General features: G+C 70.7%; 15 protein-coding genes and 1 pseudogene. 4 read left to right on the plus strand and 12 right to left on the minus strand.

The genetic code is table 11. The features are described 5' to 3' along the window. Nucleotides 1–2,033: 2,033 nt before the first annotated feature. From B9W62_RS40855 to B9W62_RS40865, 8 genes and pseudogenes are all read right to left on the minus strand, one after another. The gene (locus B9W62_RS40855) at nt 2,034–2,198 is read right to left on the minus strand and encodes a hypothetical protein (RefSeq protein WP_256976574.1); all 165 of its coding nucleotides are present in this window, start codon (nt 2,196–2,198) and stop codon (nt 2,034–2,036) included. A gap of 49 nt (nt 2,199–2,247) precedes the next feature. Continuing rightward, nucleotides 2,248–2,415: pseudogene (locus tag B9W62_RS41240) on the minus strand (hypothetical protein); the annotation flags it as partial. Nucleotides 2,416–3,109: 694 nt separating this feature from the next. After that, a complete protein-coding gene (locus tag B9W62_RS25225) occupies nt 3,110–3,586 on the minus strand; it encodes a hypothetical protein (protein ID WP_087809283.1) in 477 nt (158 codons plus the stop codon). Between the two features lie 193 nt (nt 3,587–3,779). Then, entirely contained in the window at nt 3,780–4,382 is a 603-nt protein-coding gene (locus B9W62_RS25230; protein ID WP_087809284.1) for a hypothetical protein, read from the minus strand. A 1,163-nt stretch (nt 4,383–5,545) separates the two neighbouring features. After that, nucleotides 5,546–5,854, minus strand: a complete 309-nt coding sequence (locus B9W62_RS40860; protein ID WP_087809285.1) for a hypothetical protein — start codon at nt 5,852–5,854, stop codon at nt 5,546–5,548. Further along, nucleotides 5,851–6,585, minus strand: coding sequence for a GntR family transcriptional regulator (locus B9W62_RS25245; RefSeq protein WP_087812091.1), 735 nt, complete (start codon nt 6,583–6,585; stop codon nt 5,851–5,853). Before B9W62_RS25245 ends, B9W62_RS40860 begins: the two co-directional genes overlap by 4 nt. A gap of 8 nt (nt 6,586–6,593) precedes the next feature. Continuing rightward, nucleotides 6,594–6,818 carry a hypothetical protein gene (locus B9W62_RS25250; protein ID WP_087809286.1) on the minus strand — a complete coding sequence of 75 codons (225 nt, stop codon included), beginning with the start codon at nt 6,816–6,818 and terminating at the stop codon, nt 6,594–6,596. Between the two features lie 529 nt (nt 6,819–7,347). Continuing rightward, nucleotides 7,348–7,626, minus strand: a complete 279-nt coding sequence (locus B9W62_RS40865; protein ID WP_087809289.1) for a hypothetical protein — start codon at nt 7,624–7,626, stop codon at nt 7,348–7,350. Between the two features lie 79 nt (nt 7,627–7,705). Here B9W62_RS40865 and B9W62_RS25270 point away from each other — a divergent pair, with 79 nt between their 5' ends. Next, nucleotides 7,706–8,461 (plus strand): GntR family transcriptional regulator, encoded by a 756-nt coding sequence (locus B9W62_RS25270; RefSeq protein WP_087809290.1) that lies wholly within the window; start codon nt 7,706–7,708, stop codon nt 8,459–8,461. A 40-nt stretch (nt 8,462–8,501) separates the two neighbouring features. Here B9W62_RS25270 and B9W62_RS25275 read toward each other — a convergent pair whose 3' ends face one another. Continuing rightward, the gene (locus B9W62_RS25275; RefSeq protein WP_087809291.1) at nt 8,502–9,260 is read right to left on the minus strand and encodes a DUF6928 family protein; all 759 of its coding nucleotides are present in this window, start codon (nt 9,258–9,260) and stop codon (nt 8,502–8,504) included. Nucleotides 9,261–9,542: 282 nt separating this feature from the next. Between B9W62_RS25275 and ettA the strand changes: the two genes are divergently transcribed. The 3 genes from ettA to B9W62_RS25290 are packed head-to-tail and all read left to right on the plus strand — an operon-like array spanning nt 9,543 to nt 12,318. Next, nucleotides 9,543–11,207 carry an energy-dependent translational throttle protein EttA gene (gene ettA, locus B9W62_RS25280; RefSeq protein ID WP_087809292.1) on the plus strand — a complete coding sequence of 555 codons (1,665 nt, stop codon included), beginning with the start codon at nt 9,543–9,545 and terminating at the stop codon, nt 11,205–11,207. A gap of 2 nt (nt 11,208–11,209) precedes the next feature. Beyond that, nucleotides 11,210–11,620, plus strand: a complete 411-nt coding sequence (locus tag B9W62_RS25285) for an acyl-CoA thioesterase (RefSeq protein ID WP_087809293.1) — start codon at nt 11,210–11,212, stop codon at nt 11,618–11,620. After that, a complete protein-coding gene (locus B9W62_RS25290) occupies nt 11,617–12,318 on the plus strand; it encodes a DUF8185 domain-containing protein (RefSeq protein WP_179235657.1) in 702 nt (233 codons plus the stop codon). Before B9W62_RS25285 ends, B9W62_RS25290 begins: the two co-directional genes overlap by 4 nt. 114 nt (nt 12,319–12,432) lie before the next feature. On the opposite strand, the gene B9W62_RS25295 is transcribed toward B9W62_RS25290, so the two are convergent. The 3 genes from B9W62_RS25295 to B9W62_RS25305 form a co-directional block, all read right to left on the minus strand. After that, nucleotides 12,433–13,392, minus strand: coding sequence for an ABC transporter ATP-binding protein (locus tag B9W62_RS25295; RefSeq protein WP_087809294.1), 960 nt, complete (start codon nt 13,390–13,392; stop codon nt 12,433–12,435). 73 nt (nt 13,393–13,465) lie between these two features. Continuing rightward, the gene (locus B9W62_RS25300) at nt 13,466–16,219 is read right to left on the minus strand and encodes an FtsX-like permease family protein (protein WP_256976575.1); all 2,754 of its coding nucleotides are present in this window, start codon (nt 16,217–16,219) and stop codon (nt 13,466–13,468) included. Next, nucleotides 16,216–19,599: an ABC transporter permease gene (locus tag B9W62_RS25305; protein ID WP_087809295.1), complete on the minus strand. Its 3,384-nt coding sequence runs from the start codon at nt 19,597–19,599 to the stop codon at nt 16,216–16,218. Before B9W62_RS25305 ends, B9W62_RS25300 begins: the two co-directional genes overlap by 4 nt. Nucleotides 19,600–19,607 lie beyond the last annotated feature (8 nt).

The raw sequence follows: 19,607 nt of genomic DNA on the forward strand, positions 1-19,607 counted from the left end.
CTCCCGAAACGCACGAGCGCCCTTCCGGGCCGTCCTCGGGCCGTGGAAGGGCGCTCTACGATGGCCAACGTCGACAAATGCCGACGGCTCGGCAGCGGCTCAGGACGTTGATCGATAGGGCGACCGCAGGTCACGGCCCCCGTTGATCAGTTGTGGCTGTGCTGTGTAACGAGGAACCGTGCCCGCCCCGTGGCCGGATCGCCCTCTTGTGTCCTCTTCGTGTGCGTGTCAGACAGTTGGAGGTGGGGTGATCGGGCAGAGAGGGGGATGTCTGTATCGGGTGATCATGTGGTCGGGCCGTCGGCCTGGGCTATTGAACGGTTTGGGCAGCATGCCGGCGCGGTCACTGCTGCTGTTCCGTGTAACCGGCCAAGGCACATTCGAAGGCGCATGCCGCACACCTCGCCGCGGGGTTGAAAAGCGGAGTCCTTACGGGGCCGCCCTCGCAGGGGTGGTGCGCGAGAACCTGGCGGAGACGGCCCGGGGGCTGGGGGAGTCGGTACGGGACGTTCGCGGGTACGAGTATGCGGTGATCAATGATCACGCACTCTTCCCCTTCGGGTACGCGGACAAGTCGAAGCCTCTGGACCGTGCCCGGTTGCCCGCTAACGTGTCACCCACTCGCCGGCGGTTGTTCCAGGCGCACGGGCCGCAGCCGCCGGACGGCTCATTCGAGGTCGATGGCGGCCTGGCGACGGAGGAGTACTTAGGGCTGCACGAAGCCTTCGAGGAGCTAGGAGCCTCTACCAGGCTCGTGTGCGTGTTCTTCACCGCCGACGCAGAGAACGGGATCCACATCATCCACTGGGGAGAGGCCCACCTCGAACCGGACCGCACCTTCACCTGGCCCCACGAAGAGCAATCCCGGTCGCTCCCGTGCCGCTCGAGTGGCGAGACCGGCGCCGTCGAACGGGTGAGCTGGTCCCTGCTGGCGGAGACTTGGGTCGTTTCTGGGCCGTCCAAGGTCAGCCGACGCCGACCGGCAACGACAGAAGCCCACGGCATCCGAACTGGTCGGAGCCGTGAGCTTCTTCAGGACCGCTGGTCAGCGGAAAGGGTGATCAGTAGACCGGCTAATGATCAGTATCCGATTGGTCCGGGCTGCGCCAGATGCGCTCGGCGCAACCAGCGCTCGCAGTGAGATGTCAGCCTGTCTGGACCCACCAGATCAGCCAGGTGACAGCGGCGCCACCGAATGTGTACGCAGCGCCCTTCAGTGCGTTCATGAGAACGATGCGCATATAACGGCGGCCACGGCGGCGCCACACGGGCGTAGGGTGTGGCGGATGGCTTCCCGCGGAGGGGAGCCCGATGGGGTGCTTGTTCAACAGGTACTCCGGAAAATCCAGTGATGTGTGCTGGTGATGTCGCACCGCTCCGTCGAGGCGCCAACCACACGCGGAACGGTGCGGTCTTCCTTCGGGCCGACGCCCGAAGGAACCTCAGTGGCGGCCTCTTCCTCGTTTGTCGGCTCTCCAAGAGCGCGAGGGACGGAGGGAGGCCACAGGCCGTAAACAGGCTGTCATCGCTCGCCGGTGGCCTCCCGTCATGTCATCCAGACCCACCGAGCGGGGTGTGTCCTCCGATCCACTCATACCGTGCCAACTCATCCTCATCCAAGTAGTCCCATCGACGCCGGTAGAAGGCCCTGGCAACACGCGCCTCCAACCACTCGTCGTAGTCTTCGTCCTGGCGTAGTTGGCCGGTCTTTCGCTTGATCCTTTCGTCCTTGTCGCGGCGTTCAAGGAATGCCATTACGGCAGGGTCGCCATCTGGACACACGCACCCCCCAGACCAGAACAGTTCGGGGAATCTTCTGGCCACAATGCGGTTCAACGCGATAAGCCAGCCCGAGGAGGCCGCTTCGGTGACGTCGAGGGCGGTCAGGAGAGCCCTTAGCTGTTCCGAGGTGGGCAAGACCTGGCCAGCCAAGATCAACTGACACGTCGATCTCGGCACGCGGTGGCCATGAACAGCGGTCACCCGTTCGATCGCGCGCAGAGAAGGCTGGCCTGCCCGCGTTCGAAGCCGCGCTAGGCCTTGGCCAAGAGCTTCCGGCGTACGGATCTGTCGGAGCCGGCGTCCGCGACCTGTCCGAAGCGGACGCGCCTGCTCGATGGCCGCAGCCTTCCACAGCTGCCGAGCGCGTCGGACACGAAGCTGACGTGCGTCTTGGTCAGCGGGGTCACCAACTGCACGCGCGTAGGCTTCCACAACCTGGAGCCGAGGAAGCCGGGCGCCGGTAACCGCTTGGCTAAGCGTCGATGCCCCGCAGTAATACGGCTTGGGCCCTGTACGTCTCGCCATCTCACGGTAAGTGACGCGGGTGGCCGCCTTAAGCTCACGCAGGTATTCCACTAGCTCCCGCAGCCGTGGTCCTGCACTGCCGTCGATGCTCCTGGCGCGTCGGCCCATGGTTACAGGCCCTGGTCTGCCTCTCTGTCACCAGAGCGACGACCGACCAGCCGCTCGGCTATGATCGCGGCCAGCACCGCGAGGGGGCTCGGATCGACACAGCCAAGGCCAGCGTAAGCAGCCAGCGCTAACACAAGTACTACGACCATGATCACCGCTGGTGGTGGAGCCCACCGACCATCGGCGCAACATGCAAAAAAGAGCGTGGATGTCGCGAATGTTCCAAGACGTGCAGGTGAACTGGACATGAAGCGGCTCCAGTGTGATCAAGGGCTAACGATCCAACTGTGTTGTGGACACAGGGATTTAGGGCCATATCGGCCTCCGTCGCTGCCTCGATCGTCTCAGCCTCACAGGCTCTGGAGCTACTTCCCAGGTCGGACCGCGCTGCGGACGCCTGCACCCGACCAATCAGGCTGATCCGCTCCTCTCCTGGTCAGCCTCCCTCTCAAGGGTTTTTGATCCGATCCTGTCCAGCGCTATCCCTCTTTGCCGGCTTCCTCTGATCCGAATCTGGCTGACGCGCGGCGTACAACATTTCGTGCGTCTGACAGTCTCATGCCAGACCCGTGCCAGATCCTGCGGGGAACAACGGGGATCAACAGGGGCTGACCTCGGGGCACCCAGGGCTCCATCACCACTCCGCCCCAGGTCAGCACCACATGTGCCGCCAAAAGACACGCGCTTCCCAAACTCAGGGCGCAGTGCCGTCTTCACTGGTATCCAGGTCCTCTCTCATGCGTGCCCGGAGCGCAGCAAGGGCATCGTCGTAAGTTCGGCGACCCTCCAGGTACACGGGATCGGTGACCAGAACTCCCTCCATCACCCGATCCCGAAGGTCACGCAGGCGGCGGAAGGCATCCTCTGAAGCCTCTACGACCCGACTGGGCGCACTGATGGTCATCTGGTACCTCAAGCCGATGCACGGCCCGAACGCTTCGCGGGCCATCGTGCGGCGCGTCGAGGGTTCCATGTCCGAGTCCCGAGCCACGTTACCGCAGACGTGACGGGCTTCAGACAGGCCGGCCAGGTAGTCCCCATAAAGAGTGCGACACGTTTGCGTCTCGCGATCCAAGCGCTCCCGCTTCCACCGTTGACGGTCCAAAAGCATGGCGGATCCTGTGGCGATCACCGCGCCAACTATGGTGCTGATCAAGGCGATCCACTGCATAAACCGACTGTAGCCACGGCCACGTTGTCCGTCGGCCCCGCACCACAAGCGCACCAGATCGAGCGGGGAGTCACGGTGAAGGCCAGCGGCACCGGCGAGGGTGCAGGTCAACCATCAGCGCAGGTCAGCGCCCGAACCGCCCGCAGCTTCCCAAGCTGAGAGCGTCCGCCGCCTGCCCGGGTTCCTCGAAGAGTCAGAGAAGGTCCCGCCAGAAGAGGGACGTCGCTTGCGGGTTCCAACTTTCGTCGACCTCGCCTCGCGCCTCGTCGAACTCTTGGTGCATGTGGTCGGCCAGGTCCAAGCCGTAATAGATGACGTCGGTCTGCCACATCGAGAGCACCGGATGCCCGAAGCTTCCCCGGCCGGCAGGTAGGTACCGGTGGGCATACACGGGCACCATCACCGGCACCTCCGCCAGATGACGCCGAGCCGTACCCAGTGCCGCCGTTCCATCGGCTGGACGCTCGCCCCAACCCTCGTACCAGAACGCGTTGTGCTCAACATCGAGCAGAACACCCTCGACCGGCCAGTCGAGCTGTCGACGCACGCTGTCCAAATCGCCGCCGCGCCACGCCGGCCAGGGCCTGGACCAGGTCTGCCCGTCCTCGGGAGGGACGTTGATCGGGAGCCCGGCCGCAAGGAATGCTCGGTGATCGTCCGCGAACTCGAAGCCGTACTCGCGCTCAATGCGCGTGAACTCGGCCTCCGTCAACCCCGCCTCGAACTCATAGAGGCCCGTCTGCGCCAGGTGATGTGCGGCCTCCGCACCCAGGCGAGCTCCCTCATTACTGATCACCGCCGCACGCTAGCGCCGACCGCATCCAACCGTCACCCGGGTTATGTGCGGGCTCCGTCTCAGCTTCTGTGTCATTCAGCCCCGTTCACGGCCGTTCAGGTGAGACCACGGGGCGGCTGCAACCCACGAGCGGGCCGCTCGTGACCGCAGGTGAACGGCCCTGTGCGCGACACTGCGACGCACCAACACAGTTGGAAAGCGTGCGCCCCCGAGCAACCTCCTTGGGTCGCCGTGCGCCGCTGCGGGGAGCAGTGCGCCTTCCACAGAGGACATGTGCCCAGCAATCCTGCACTGGTCCGCACGACGGTCGAGACCGGGGGTGGGAGACGTGGCTCGTACGCAGTCCAGGTGTGGAGCGCTCACGGAGAAGGGCACTCGGTGCCGGCGGCTGGCGATGGTCGGTGCGTCGCGATGCAACCTGCACCGTGGCGAGTGGTCGTCGTACACCATCGAGAAGCGCAAGGAAGCCGAACGCAAGGCGAAGACACGCAAGCGGCGCAAGTGACCCCAGCCGGTGTGAGGTGACATCCATGGCTGACATCAACGACAGCGGACAGCGGCGGCTCCGTGCGGTCTGACACGGCCACGGCCGCCCCGCGCAGCACGGGTGGACAGGCGATCAGCACCGAACTCCTAAGGCGGTGCTCACCGCCAGCCAGCTCAGGGCAAGGCAGAGAAGCCTGCGGACTGGTTGAGGTGAAACGGCGATCCCGCGCGAGTGGGCATCCAACCCTTTCGTAGAGCGGATGCAATGGCATTGGCGACATCGGAGGGCAGGACCGGGTTTCCCAAGCCTTCAAGCAAGTTGCTGAGGTGAGGTTGGTTCGTGGTGACGACGAGAGTTGTCCCGGGACAATCAGCATGCTCCACGGCGTAAGTGCATGGCGATCAGCAGAGAGCCTGGCTGTAGGTGGGTGTGCGTCGCAGCCGCCAGCGGTAGATCGCGCCGTCGACGACTATGCGCCGCGCTCCCGTACGGCCCAGTGCCATGTATGCCCCCTCAAAGCCGGGATGCTAGCGGACCCGGCTCACGGCGGCGGCGCAAAATGTTGTCTAGGCCGTTTAAAGTCACCCGACACCAACGGCTACGACAGAAGCCCACGGCATCCGAGCTGATCAGAGCCGTGGGCTTCGTCAATCCCGCCGGTCAGCGGATCCGGTGATCAAGTAGATGGGCCTCTCGGTTCATTCACCGCCAAGAGGTGGCCGCGGCTGGTCGCGACGCGAACGACATCTCGCAGAGCTCCGGCAAGGTCCTTGGCCAGGTGGCGGAGCTCCTCAACGGCCACCTCCTGCTCGTTGATGATTTCGGAGGCGCGCTCCACAAGTTCAGCCGCCGTGCCAAGTTGAGCTGCTTTGACGTTGTCTGCGAGACGGGACAGGTAGCCGCCCTCGTCATCAGTGCTCAGGTAGCAGGGCTTTCCTTCCGGGCCCGTCCATGGGAGGAGCCTCAGTTCGTGCGGCACTGTCATGCCTGGGCCTGCCCCTCATCGTTCATCTGTTGTGTGCTGAAGACGGCATCGACCCGATCGCTTGGGAAGGCCATGAGTGTCGCTTCGACGACGCGGCCGGCGGAGTCGGTGGCGATGCGCGTGATAGAGAGGACGACCGACCCGAGGCTGATCCGGAGGGCCGATGCTTCGGCGGGGGCCGGGAGTCGGGCGCAGACCGTCTCTCTCACAGCGGCAGGCGGCGGGCCGACATGGGCGAATCTGGTGGCTGTCTCTCGGCATGTGGAGTCGTCGTCGAGGAGCACTCCGGCTGAGACCAGATCGCGGGGCACGTAGGTGCGGGCAATGCCATGCGGCGATTCCCTGTCAGCGCTGAGACAGGACAACTCCGCGATGGGGCTTCCCGTGGACATCTTCAGCAAGGCCGCCAGGTGCCCTGGGGCTTGAATGGTCGCGCTGCGGATGGTGACGCGCATGGCTGGCTCGGCGGCAGTCCACGGGTCCAGGATGCCCCAGCCGCCGACATACATGATCTTGCGGTGAGGGCGGCGGACGAAGTTGCCTTTCCCGTGGATTTTCTCGATGAGGCCTTCGCTCTGGAGCACGGCGAGGGCTCTTCGCAGAGTCGCTGTGCTGACCTTGTACCGGTCGGCGAGGTCGGCTTCGGACGGAAGGCGTTCGCTGGGCTGGATGCGGCCGGTGGTGATCTGCTGTCGGAGATCGTGGGCGATGTCGTGGTGGCGTGAGCGCATGAAGCAGGTCACCACCTTCTCAGCATTCGCACGGCGACGAGCCGGGTACGCGCGTGCATGGTCAGCAGCTCGCCCGACTCGAAGACCAGTTGCTTCGCTCCCTGGGGGAGCTGGAAGAGGTCTCGCACCCGGCAGGCATGGCCGCCCAGTTGAATGACGTCACCGCGCTGCACAGTGGTCGCGGTGATCTCGATGTTGGAGACCAGCGCGCCGCGTGGGGACCAGGCGTTCACCGCGTCACCTCCACCGGCGTGGTCAGACCCACGGTCGAATGGCACGGGCAGTCGCACCTTTCCCAGACCACCGGGATGTCGGTGGGCATTGGGTCCGGGCACGACTCGGCGCAGATGGTGTGCGTGCCGGTCCGGCAAGCGGTCGAGCGGTAGGGGGTGGGCGAGGAGCCCGTGATGTGTGGATGTCGACGAGATGGCATCAGCGGGCTCCCGTGAGTACCGACCAGGCATCCGCCGGCAGGTGAGGAGCGATGACCATCGGTCGTGCCCCGATCTTCTTTTCTGGCGCCAGCACGTAGGGGCGGACGAGTGCGACGTCCTCTCCCCTGAGCGGGGTTCGGTGGGGCGCCGCGTCGGCGGGCGTCAAGCTCGCGACGAAGATCGAGGCGGCAACGGACGTGTGGGAGGCGGGAGTGATAGGCGGGGTGCAGGAGGGCGCTGGAGGGCGGCGGTGCCTGCCTCTTGTGGAGTTCCGCGCCCTGGTGAGGGAGAAGGCACGGCGGATACGGTTGAGCACGCTGTTCAGCTCCTATCGCTGATGGCTCGGTCCCCCGGCATCGCCCGTCGTGTGGGCCGCTTTGCGTACGACCGCCCATAAGGTGCGGTCGTTCAAGCTGGTGGCGAGGAGCCCGAATCGGTCAGCCTCAGCCACCACGTCCAGGACCTCCCGCCATGACTCGGCGGAGAGCGTGTCCGGCACCTCCGCTTCCACCGACGTGTGCCGGGGGTGTTTCTCCACTCGCGCAGGAAGTCCAAGGGCGGACAGCCGGGCAGCGAGGGCCGCCGCGCTAACTCCCGAAGCGGGCACAGGGCAGCCTCCGTCATCCAGCGATCACTTTGAGTGAAGCTAGTTAACTAAATTAGAGCTAGTGGACTAGATTTTCCATATGCCTGAGCAGCCGCCCTATCTCCGCATCGCCGACGAACTCCGGCGGCGGATCGCGGAGCACCTGTGGGAGCCGGGAGACCGCCTGCCTTCCCGCGTGCAGATCGGCCAGGAGTGCGGTGTCGGTGAGAACGTGGTCCGTCGGGCGCAGGAGCTGCTGATCTCCCAAGGTGTGCTGGAGGGCCGAGCCGGGTCGGGTACCTACGTTGCCGAGCCCCGGCAGCGGGTGAGAGTGGTGAGGTCCTCGGCGCGTGAGCAGCCGAGCGGGTCGCCCTTCCGGGCCGATATGAAGGCCGTGGGTAGGCAAGGGGATTGGGAGAGCCGGACGGACGCCAAGGTGTCGGCCCCCGCAGACATCGCGGCGCGTCTCGGGATCGGCGAGGGTGAGCTGTGCGTGCGGACGGCGTACGAGGTTCTGGCGGACGGCAGGCCCGTGCAGTTGTCGACGAGTTGGGAGCCGTACGACCTCACCGCCGGCACTCTCGTTGTTCTCCCTGAGGGTGGACCGCACGCGGGAGCGGGCGTCGTGAACCGGATGGCCGCGATCGGCATCACGGTGAGCCATGCCGTCGAGCAGCCGGAGCCCAGGCAGGCGACCGCCGAAGAGGCGTCGCTACTCGGCGTCCAGAAAGCGGCCCTCGTCACGCACATCCAGCGGACGTACTACAGCGACGATGGTCGGCCCGTGGAGACAGCCGACATCGTGGTGCCCGCGGCTCACTGCGAGATCATCTACGAGATCCCGATCACCCGGTGAAGGAGCTCCGCGGAGACTCAGCAGAAAAAACTTGATCGGGTCAAGGGCCTGACCGCTCGATCAGTTCGCCGTCAGGTCCCAGGGTGTAGAAGCGTGGCGGGTCCATGTCTGCCGCGGCCCTGCGTAGTTCTGCCTCCTGTAAGGCGGAGTCGGGCCCATGCGGCTCCCTCACATGGAAGCCATGCAGTCTGATGGCATCCGCGTCGACGTCGTCAGATTCGGGTCGGCCCTCTTGGACGAAGCCGCAGAGCGCGCGCAACGCGTCCTCGCCCAGCTCCATGGGGTGGAAGGGCAGGGCATACGGCTCTTCCTCCTCGCCGGGCCAGGGGACGATGTCCGCCGGACGGTCTCCGGCCCAGTAGGGCAGTTCGAAGGGGAGCGGTTCGCCGATGTTCTCGGTGATTCCGCTGTCCGGCGAGAGGCTCAGCGAGCGGACGAGGCGTCCGTCCTCCCACACGGCGAACGTCAGCCAGTCGACGACGCTGTGCATGGCATGCAGGACGAGCCGTCGGCCGGCGCTCGCCGCCACCAGGTGTTCCGGAAGCTCGGAGGGGCTGTCGATCATCAGACTCTGGTCGCCCACGACCTCCACGCCGGGCCAGCTGGCCGCGTACACCGTCCCTTGCGGCGGGTACACGCCGTCCGAGAGGTTCGAACCCTCGCACTCATCGATCTCGCAGCCCGGATAGAGCCGCCGCAGCATGGCCTTCGTCCGTACAGGGTCAGCCGCCCCCACTTGACGCAGCATTCCCGCGGCGTCCCCGTCGGCGCACACCAGCAGTCCCGTCTTGGCTCCCACAGGCCCTCCCCAGAGCGTCGCCCTTCATGGCGGACGCACCATAGCCGCAGGGACTGACACTGGAGAGGCCTCGACCACGCGTCCGGCTGGGCCGTCTCTGGGCCGTGCGAGGGTGCCCGAGGCCGATCGGTGGCGACCGACAGTGACAGGTGAGGCTCCGGGGGCATCCAGGAAAGGCCAGGTCAGGAGCCCCGCAGGGAACGCGTTTCCGCGCAGGGGTGGCGGTGCGGCAAGATGGGGTGTATCTGACCACTGCCTGATCAAGCTGCCGGACGGTTTCTCTTGGCTGAGTACATTTACACCATGCGCAAGGCGCGCAAGGCGCACGGCGACAAGGTGATCCTTGATGACGTCACCCTGAGCTTCCTGCCCGGCGCGAAGATCGGTGTGGTCGGACCGAACGGTGCCGGTAAGTCCACCGTTCTGAAGATCATGGCGGGACTGGAGCAGCCGTCGAACGGGGACGCCTTCCTGTCCCCGGGCTACACCGTCGGGATCCTGCTTCAGGAGCCGCCGCTCAACGACGAGAAGACCGTCCTGGAGAACGTCCAGGAGGGTGTCGCCGAGGTCAAGGGCAAGCTCGACCGGTTCAACGAGATCGCCGAGCAAATGGCGACCGACTACTCGGACGCGCTGCTCGAGGAGATGGGCAAGCTCCAGGAGGAGCTCGACCACGCCAACGCCTGGGACCTCGACGCCCAGCTGGAGCAGGCCATGGACGCGCTGGGCTGCCCGCCCGGCGACTGGCCCGTGGTCAATCTGTCCGGTGGTGAGAAGCGGCGTGTGGCGCTGTGCAAGCTGCTGCTGGAGGCGCCCGACCTGCTGCTCCTCGACGAGCCGACGAACCACCTCGACGCCGAGTCCGTCAACTGGCTGGAGCAGCACCTCGCCAAGTACGAGGGCACCGTCGTGGCCGTGACCCACGACCGGTACTTCCTGGACAACGTCGCCGGCTGGATCTGCGAGGTCGACCGCGGCCGCCTGCACGGCTACGAGGGCAACTACTCCAAGTACCTGGAGACCAAGGCCACCCGCCTCAAGGTCGAGGGCCAGAAGGACGCCAAGCGGCAGAAGCGCCTCAAGGACGAGCTGGAGTGGGTGCGCTCCAACGCCAAGGGGCGGCAGGCCAAGTCCAAGGCCCGCCTCGCGCGGTACGAGGAGATGGCCGCCGAGGCCGACAAGATGCGGAAGCTGGACTTCGAGGAGATCCAGATCCCGCCGGGCCCGCGGCTCGGCAACGTCGTCGTCGAGGTGAACAACCTCAGCAAGGCCTTCGGGGAGAAGGTCCTCATCGACGATCTTTCCTTCACGCTGCCGCGCAACGGCATCGTCGGGGTCATCGGGCCCAACGGCGCGGGCAAGACCACGCTGTTCAAGATGATCCAGGGCCTGGAGGAGCCGGACTCCGGCGACATCAAGGTCGGCGACACCGTCAAGATCTCCTACGTCGACCAGAGCCGCGAGCACATCGACCCGAAGAAGACGCTGTGGGCCGTCGTCTCCGACGAGCTGGACTACATCAACGTCGGGCAGGTGGAGATGCCGTCGCGTGCCTACGTCTCCGCCTTCGGGTTCAAGGGGCCGGACCAGCAGAAGGCGGCCGGGGTCCTCTCCGGCGGCGAGCGCAACCGGCTGAACCTGGCGCTCACCCTCAAGCAGGGCGGCAACCTGCTCCTCCTCGACGAGCCGACCAACGACCTCGATGTCGAGACGCTCAGCAGCCTCGAGAACGCCCTGCTCGAGTTCCCCGGCTGCGCCGTCGTCGTCTCCCACGACCGGTGGTTCCTGGACCGGGTGGCCACGCACATCCTCGCCTACGAGGGCGAGTCCAAGTGGTTCTGGTTCGAGGGCAACTTCGAGTCGTACGAGAAGAACAAGGTCGAGCGGCTCGGCGCCGACGCCGCCCGCCCGCACCGCGCCACCTACAAGAAGCTGACCCGGGGCTGATCTTGCGGCACATCTACCGCTGCCCACTGCGCTGGGCGGACATGGACGCGTACGGCCACGTCAACAACGTGGTCTTCCTCCGCTACCTGGAGGAGGCCCGTATCGACTTCCTGTTCCGCCCGGAGAAGGACTTCAAGCAGGGGTCGGTGGTGGCGCGCCACGAGATCGACTACAAGCGGCAGCTCGTCCACCGGCACCACCCGGTCGACATCGAGCTGTGGGTCACGGAGATCAGGGCCGCCTCCTTCACCCTCACCTACGAGGTGAAGGACGGCGACGAGATCTACGTCCGCGCCTCCACGGTGATCGTGCCGTTCGACTTCGAGGGGCAGCGGCCCCGGCGGATCACCGCCGAGGAACGGGAGTTCCTCCAGGAGTACACGGACACCAAGGAGGAGGCCGTCGCCGCATGACGGTGCTCCACCTGGCCGACGAGGGGGAGGCCGCGGATCTCGCCGCCTTCCTCTCCCGGCTGCTCCACTACGACCGTTCGGCCGCGGTGCGCCTCCAGGCGGCCGGCACGGCCCTGGCCGTCTTCGGGCGGCCGCCCTCCTTCGAGGTGCTGGCCGTGCGCGCGGTACGGCTGGCCAAGCCGTACGAGAACGGGCTCGACGTCACGCTCGACGTGACCGTCTCCGCCGGTGAGCTGCTGGAGACCGTGGACGAGCAGGCGGCCACCTCCGGGGTGCCGGACGCGGTGACCGGCCCGCCCTGGGCCGGGGTGCTGCCTCCGCGCGGGGGCTGGCGGACCGAGGCGGGGCTGCCCGCACCGGACGCGCTGCGCGCGCTGGTCGCCGCGGCGGTGGCGGAGTTCCGGGCGCGTACCGAGGAACTGGCGGCCGAGGACCGTACGCGGGCCGAACTCGACCGCATCGGGCGGGACATCTGGTCCCGGACGGTCGGGGAGACCGGGCTGCCGGTACGGGCCGTGCACGCGGCCCAGTCCCTCGGGTTCCTGCGGCCCTCCGGAGCGCCGGGTTCCGGCGCGGGCGGGGGCGAGGGCGCGCCGACGCTCTTCTCCTCCGGCGCGTGGCTGCGGCTGCGCACGCCCTTCGGCTCCGTCGCGCTGCGGCGGGCGGGAACCGGGGCCCTGGGCATCAGCGTGCGCTAAGCCGTGCGGGCCGCTCTGGCCGGCCGCTCTGGCCGTGCGGGCCGGCCGGGGTGCTGGTCGGACCCTCCGGACCCTCCGGACCCTCCGGACCCTCCGAACCGTCCGGATCGCCGCTCAGTGCCCGGCCTCGCTGTCGTCTGGGCGTACGGCGATGTGGTCGGACTCCAGTTCCAGCGCGACGCGGTCGCGCATGCCGAGGGCCGCGGTGTAGTCGGCGGGCAGCTGGAGCCGGCCGGCGCGGTCGAGCATGGCGTACTCGCGGGCGACGACCCTCTCGTGGCCGGTCTCGGCGTCCACCTCGCTGCGGCGCAGCACCTCCGTGGAGGTGCGGCCGTCGCGGATGGCGACGGTGCGGCGGACCTCGCCGGCCACCGCCTGGTCGTGGGTGACGATGACGACCGTGGTGCCCAACTGCTCGTTCGCCGTGCGGAACGCGGCGAAGATCTGTTCCGCGGTGTGGGAGTCCAGCTCGCCCGTCGGCTCGTCCGCGAGCAGCACGGACGGGTCGCCCGCGAGGGCCACGGCGATGGCGACCCGCTGCTGCTGCCCGCCGGACAGCTGCCGCGGACGCCGGTCGCGGCACTCCGCGATACCCATCAGGTCCAGGAGCTCCAGCGCGCGCCGGGTGCGCGCCGCCCGGCGTCCGCCGGTGCCGGCCAGCTGCATGGGCAGCGCGACGTTCTGTGCGGCGGTCAGGTACGGCATCAGGTTCCGGGATGTCTGCTGCCACACGAAGCCGACCACCGAACGGCGGTAGGCCAGGCGGTCCTTCGCCGACATCGCGAGCAGGTCGCGCCCCGCGACCCGGGCCGCCCCGGCGGTCGGCGTGTCCAGACCGGCCAGGATGTTCATCAGCGTGGACTTGCCGCTGCCCGAGGCACCGACCAGTGCCATCAGCTCGCCCTCCCGGACCAGCAGGTCGAGCCCCTGCAAGGCCTGCACCTCCACCCCGTCCGCGCTGAAGATCCGCACCAGGCGGTCGCAGGTGATCAGGGCGTCGTGGCCGTACGCGGGCCGGTCCCGGGACGCGGTGGCGCGGTCGGCCAGGTCCGCGAGGGTGGGGTTGGTCGTCATCGGCTCTCCTCCGTGTCCGCATCCGCGTCCGTCTCCGTGTCCGCGGTCCGCCGTGTTTCCCTGGGCCGGGCCCTCACCGCGCGTCGCCCGCCCGGAGTTCCGCCACCGCTCCGCGGCGGCCCGACCACCACGCCTGGAGCGCCGCCACCCCCACCGTCAGGACCAGCACCGCCACCGCCGGGACGGCCAGCGACCACGGGTCGGCGCTCAGCTCCGCGCGCCCCGCCGGGGACGCCGTCGACGACACCGCGATGGTCGTCAGGTCGATGCCGGGGGAGAGCAGCCGTACGGCGGCCCAGCCGGTCAGGACGCCGCCCAGGGCCGCGGGCAGGGCCTGCGGGAGCGACTCCAGGACGAGCAGGCGGCGGCCCTGGGCGCGGGTGAGGCCCATGGTGCGCAGCCGGGCGAGGAGCGCGGCGCGTTCCGGTGCGGCGCTCGCCAGGGACAGCAGCAGGGCCAGCGCCGCGTAGCCGGCACCGGCGGCCACCGCGGTCGTGTAGACGCGTTCCGCGCCGGACTGCAACGGGGAGTCCACGAACCTGCCGCGCTCCTCGGACCGCAGGTGGACGGTGCCGGCGCCGTCCGCGGCCCGGCGCACCGCGCCCTCGTCCAGGCCGTCGCCGTCGCCGGTCAGCAGCAGTACGTTCGGCCGGGTGGCCGCGGCCGGCAGCCCGGCACGGTCCACGACGAGGAAGTCGTCGCCGTACACGGCGGGGGTGCGGTCGCGGACCGCGACGATCCGCAGTGTGGCGAAGCCGCCGTCGGCCAGGCGCACCTGGAAGGCGCCGTCGCCGAACCGTTCGGCGACGGTGGGGGAGGCCAGCGCGGGCAGCACCGCGTCCTCGGCGCCGTCCTCGGAGCTGTCCGGCCGTCTCAGCTCGCCCGCGGGGAACGCGCCGAGGCGCGTCCGCCCGGCCAGCGCCGCGTAGTCGCCCGGGTCCACCGCCGCGAGCGGCAGGGACTGGCGGCCGTCGGCGGTCCTGGCCCGGTAGTCGAGGCCGACCTCGGTGACCTTCCGCACCCCGGGCACCTGCCCGAGGCGGCCGGTCAGCCCGGCGGGCAGCGCGGTTTCCGCCTCCACCCGGCCGTCGGCGCCGACGGAGATCAGCGCCGCCCGGTCGCGGGCGTCGGCGACGCCGCTGAGGACCGAACCGCCGAACGCCGCCACGGTGAACGCGGTCAGCAGCGCGAGCAGCGGCAGCACGGTGGAGGCCGAGGTGCGGCCGGCCCGGGCCAGCGCGAGCGGTCCGACGGCGCCCCGCAACCGCCGGGCCGGGCGGGCCAGCGCGCGCAGGGGCAGCGGGTACAGGCGCACCAGTACCAGCGCGGCGACCACCCCGACCAGGACCGGCGCCATCGCCACCAGGCCGCCGGCGCCGTCCGCCGTCCCGCGCCGGCGCAGCAGCTCGACCGCGCCGAGCGCGAGGACCACGACGGTCAGTTCGGCGACCGTACGGCGCCGGGACGCACGCGGGGACGCCGTGTCCCGGCGGCCGTCGTGGATCCGCACGGCGTGGATCCGCACGGCGTGGTGCGCGGCGACGGCCCGCAGCGGCAGCGCCAGGCAGGCCACGGCGGTGACCGCGCCCGCGGCCCACAGCGCGGGGAGCAGCCGGGCGCCGGGCAGCGCGAGCAGGGCCGCGCCGAGGCCGAGGGCGCCCGCGGGCACGGCGACGACGGCCGTCTCGGCGAGCAGCCGCCCCGCCATGCCCCGTACGGAGGCGCCGCGGGCCCGCAGCAGGGCCAGCTCGGCGCGGCGCCGGTCGGTGGCCAGGCCGCCCGCCAGCAGCAGGACGACGACGGCGACCGTGCCCGCGCCGGACGCGGCGACGAGGACCAGCGGGCCGATGTCGCCGCGGAGTCCCTCGTACGCGGTGAAGGCGGCGTCGAGTCCGGTCGCGACGTCCGTGAGGGGGCTGATCGTCGCGTGCAGCCGCTCCAGGCCCGGACCGGACTCCAGGGAGGCCACGGCGGACGCGAGTGCGTCGACGTCGCGGCTGTGCAGGGCGTCCGGGTCGGGGGCCAGGTGCCAGTAGCGGACCGTGGGGGTCGCGCCCAGCAGCGCGGGTGCCGCCTCGGGGGCGAGCAGCAGGCCGCCGACCCAGTAGCTGGGGTTGGAGACCCCCATCGGCCCCGGCATCCGCCGCAGGGAAGGGGTGCGCAGCAGGGAGACGACGGACCAGTAGGGGCTGTCGGCCTCCTCGGGGACGACGATGCCGGTGACGCGGACGGTGAGGCCGTGGCTGCCCGGCAGGTGGATGACCGAGCCCACCTCGATGTGCAGGATGCGGGCCGTCTCCTCGGTCACCGCGGCCTGCACCTCGGCGGTCCTGACGCTCGCCTCCCCGCCGGTGACCTCGGGCAGTCGGCCGGAGCGCAGCCGGGCGTGGTCGGCGAGACCGTGCGGGGCGGCGAGGAGCATCTCCGCGGGGAGGCCGTCGGGCCGGGGGAGCCACCTGTCCGGCGACGGCAGGGGTTCGGTGGTGCGGACCCCGTAGGAGGACCGCTTCTCGTCGATGACCAGGGGAGGTCCGACCGTGTCGAGGGTGGACCGGTAGAGCTCGGCGAGGCGTTCGGGCCGGACGCTCTCCTCCGTGTGGGCCACCCCCGCGTCGAGGTCGGGCCCGGCGGTCACCAGGATGCCGCTCTCGTCGACCGGGGCCCGCTCGACGGTCTGGCGCAGACCGGCGTCCGTGTACCGGTCCAGCGCCCGGGGGAACGCGGCGGCCAGGCACGCGGTCAGCGCCACCAGCACCGCCAGCGCGACGGCGGCGCCGGGCGCGGCCCGCAGCCGGGTCCGCACCCAGGGCGCGGTCACGGGGTTCACCGACCGGTACCTCCGTCCTTGAGGGTCACCGTCGTGTCGGTGCGGCGCAGCGCCAGGGTCGCGGTGACCAGGAGCGGGACGACGGCCGTGCCGGCCAGCAGCAGGACGATGCGGTCGGCCGGCAGCGCCACGTGGACGTCCGGCACGGGGCGGGTGGCCTGCGGGGTCAGCACGGTCAGCGGGATCACCGCCCGGGTCAGGACGGCGCCCAGGGCCGCGCCGGTCAGCAGCGCCAGGCCGGTCAGCACGCCCTGCTCGGCGGCGACCGTGCGGGCCAGGCGGCGGCGTGAGGCGCCCAGGGCACGCAGCACGGAGAACTCGGTGCCGCGCTCGCGCAGCGACCCGGCCGCGCTCACCGCGAAGCCGACCGCGGCGAGCGCCACCGCCACCAGGGTCGCCGCGGCGAACGCCGCCCCGGGGCCGGCGCCGAACGGGTCGTCACGCAGCCGCTCGGCGACCTCGTCGCGCACCAGCACCCGGGCCGGGGCGGTGTCCGGGAACGCCCGCAGGCCCGCCGCCGCCTCGCCGGTCCTCCCCGGCCCGGTCCGCAGCCACCACTCGGTGGGCGCGAGGACGGCGCCGTACGCGCTTTGCAGCCGCCGGTTGACCGACGGCAGGTCGACCAGCAGGGCGCCGCCGAACTGCGCCGAGGGGGTCTCGGGACCGGTGCCCGGCAGCTCGCGCACCGAGCGGACGATCCGCACCCGGACGTCGTGGCCGCCGATCAGCACCGTGACGCGCTGCCCGGTGCGGGCGCCCGAGGAGTCGAGGAAGCGGTCGGTGGCCACGGCGGTCACCTCGGCCGCCTTCGGCTGCGCGACCCGCAGCCGCACGGTCAGGGTGGCGAGCTGCCAACCGCCGTCCGAGCGGCCCGTGAAGTACTCGACGCCGAGCGGCTCGGAGCCGAGCAGGCGGGGCTTGGACGGCGCGCTGCCCGCGTCCCCCACGGGGGGCGGCGGCGACAGCTCCGCCTTGGCCGTCCAGGCGTCCGGCAACGGCACCCGGCGTACGGTCCCGTCGGGGGCGGTGGCGGTCACCCGCCGTACCGTCAGGCGGTGTTCCTCGCCCCGGCCGCCGGGCTGGACCACCGTGAACTCGACGCCGGTCAGGGTGAGCGGTCCGGCGGAGACGTCCAGGCCGAGCGTGTGCTCCCGGCCGTCGGCGGCCAGCGATCCGGCGTCCAGCCGGTACGGGGTGCCCCAGCGGTCCTCGACGGTGACCGTCACGTCCGCCGACCGGGAGCCGCCCGTGTCCGGTCCCGTGTCCGGTCCCGCGTCCGGCCCTGTGTCCGCTCCCGTGCCAGGCCCGGTGTCCGGGACGGCGTCCGGGACGGTCAGGGTCGCGGCCAGCGCCAGCCGGGCCGTGTCCGCCGGGATCCGCGCGCCCTTCGACGGCCGGCCCGGCGCCATCCCGGACAGCAGCTCGCGCGGCGACGCGTCGGCCAGGTCCGGCCGCAGCAGCATCGACCCCGCCGCGTGCGAGGTGTCCAGCGCGAGCACCGTCGCCGTCCGGTCGCCGGACAGGGTGACCTCGGACCGGGCCGCCGGGGCGACCTCCGCCACGCCCGTGACGCCCGCGATCAGGTCGGTGCGGCCCGGTCCCGGCGTGCCCGAGGCCTGCATCCGGATCGGCGCACCCGTGCGGAAGTCGGCCTGGTCGTCCTGCGAACGGGACCACGAGGCACCCTGCCCGATCGCCATCGTGCCCAGCGCCACGGCGAGCACCAGCAGCAGCACCGGCCCCGCCCCGCGCATCGGCCGGCGGCTCAGCTGCCAGCCCGCCAGCGCCGCCGCGAGCCCGCGCCCGCTCGCCGCCCGGCGTTCCGCGAGCCGCGCCACCAGCGGCAGCAGCCGCAGCGTCAGTACCGTCCCGGCCAGCAGCGCCAGCGTGGGCGTCGCCACGAACAGCGGATCGACCCCCAGACCGCCCGCACCCGCACCCGCGCCCGCACCCGCACCCGCGCCCTCGGCCTTGCCCGTCCCGGCGGCGGAGGTCTGCCGGTCCAGCTGCCAGTAGGCGATACCGGCGATCACCAGCAGGCCCACGTCCGCGCCGGCCCGCAGCCGGCCCGGCAGCGCCCGGGGCCGTCCGCCCGCCTCCGGCGCCAGGGTCAGCGCGGGCAGTGCCACGGCCAGCGTGCACCCGAACGCCGCGACCGCCGTCACCAGCCACACCGTGCCGCTGCCGCCGGCCGCCGGTTCCCAGCCGAGCCCGATCCGGGCCAGGGCGCCCTGCCCGGCCAGCAGCCCGACCAGCGGTCCCGCCAGCAGCGGCGCGCAGATCAGCGCGGGCACCGCCAGCAGCAGCGCCTCCAGCGCCGAACCCGCCGCCAGCCGGGCCCGGGAGGCGCCGCGCGCCCGCAGCAGCCGCAGCTCGCCCGCCCGCTCCACGCTCAGCAGCCGCGCCACCAGCAGCAGGGCACCGCCCGCGAGCAGCACCAGTTGCAGCGCGATGACCAGGAGGGTGGAACGGGACACCGCCAGCGAACGGTCGAGACGCTCCAGGATCGCGGGCAGCTCCGTGGTCGCCGCGGTGGTGCCGCTGAGCACCTTCTGCTCGCGCAGCCACGCCGTGCCGTCCCGGGCCGCGTCCCCGAGGTCCCGGGTCCGTCCGCTCGTCAGCGAGGAGTAGTCCGCCGTCACCAGCCACCCGGACGACCCCGCGCCGACCCGGCCGCCGCTCAGCGCCCCGGGCGGGGCGAGCAGCGGCCCGTACGTCGTGAAGCCGCCCTCCTGGACGCCGCGCCCGGCCAGGTCGTCGAGCCGCCAGTACGGTGACCCGGCGTCGGCCGGCCGGTACAGACCGCTCACCACGACGCGGACGGCGGGACCGTCGAGCCGGTCGGTGAGCGTGAGCCGGTCGCCCGTGCCGACACCGATGCGCTCGGCGGCGGCCACCGGCACCGCCACCTCGACGGTGCCGTCGGCGTCCGCGCCATCGTTCGCGGGCATCCGGCCCTCGTCGATGCGGACCTGCGTCGGGTCGAGTGCCGCGAAGAACGTCAGGTCCGGGTCGCCGGACCGCTCGGTGGGGGGCCGCAGGGAGCCGGGCAGCGCGTACGGGCCCGAGCGCACCAGGGTCCGTACCGTGCGCGGCAGCCCGTCGAAGGTCCTCGCGGCGCCCTCGCGCACCGTGGCGTCGGCGGCCGGCCGCTGCTCGGCCGGTACGTCGGCCTTCACGATCAGCGCGGCGTCGGCCCCGGTGCGCGCGTCGGCCAGTGCGTGCCGCAGGGCCGCGTCGCCGACGGCGCCCGAGTAGGCGGTCAGGGCGGCCAGCACCGTGGTGGTCAGCAGGACCGTGAGCAGGGCCGCGGCCAGCAGCAGCCGGTGCGCGCGCGCCCGCAGCAGGACGAACCCGACGAGCCCCCCGTACCCTGCCACCCGGCCCC

It is taken from the genome of Streptomyces sp. CS113 (assembly GCF_002188365.1).
Lineage (GTDB): Bacteria > Actinomycetota > Actinomycetes > Streptomycetales > Streptomycetaceae > Streptomyces > Streptomyces tendae.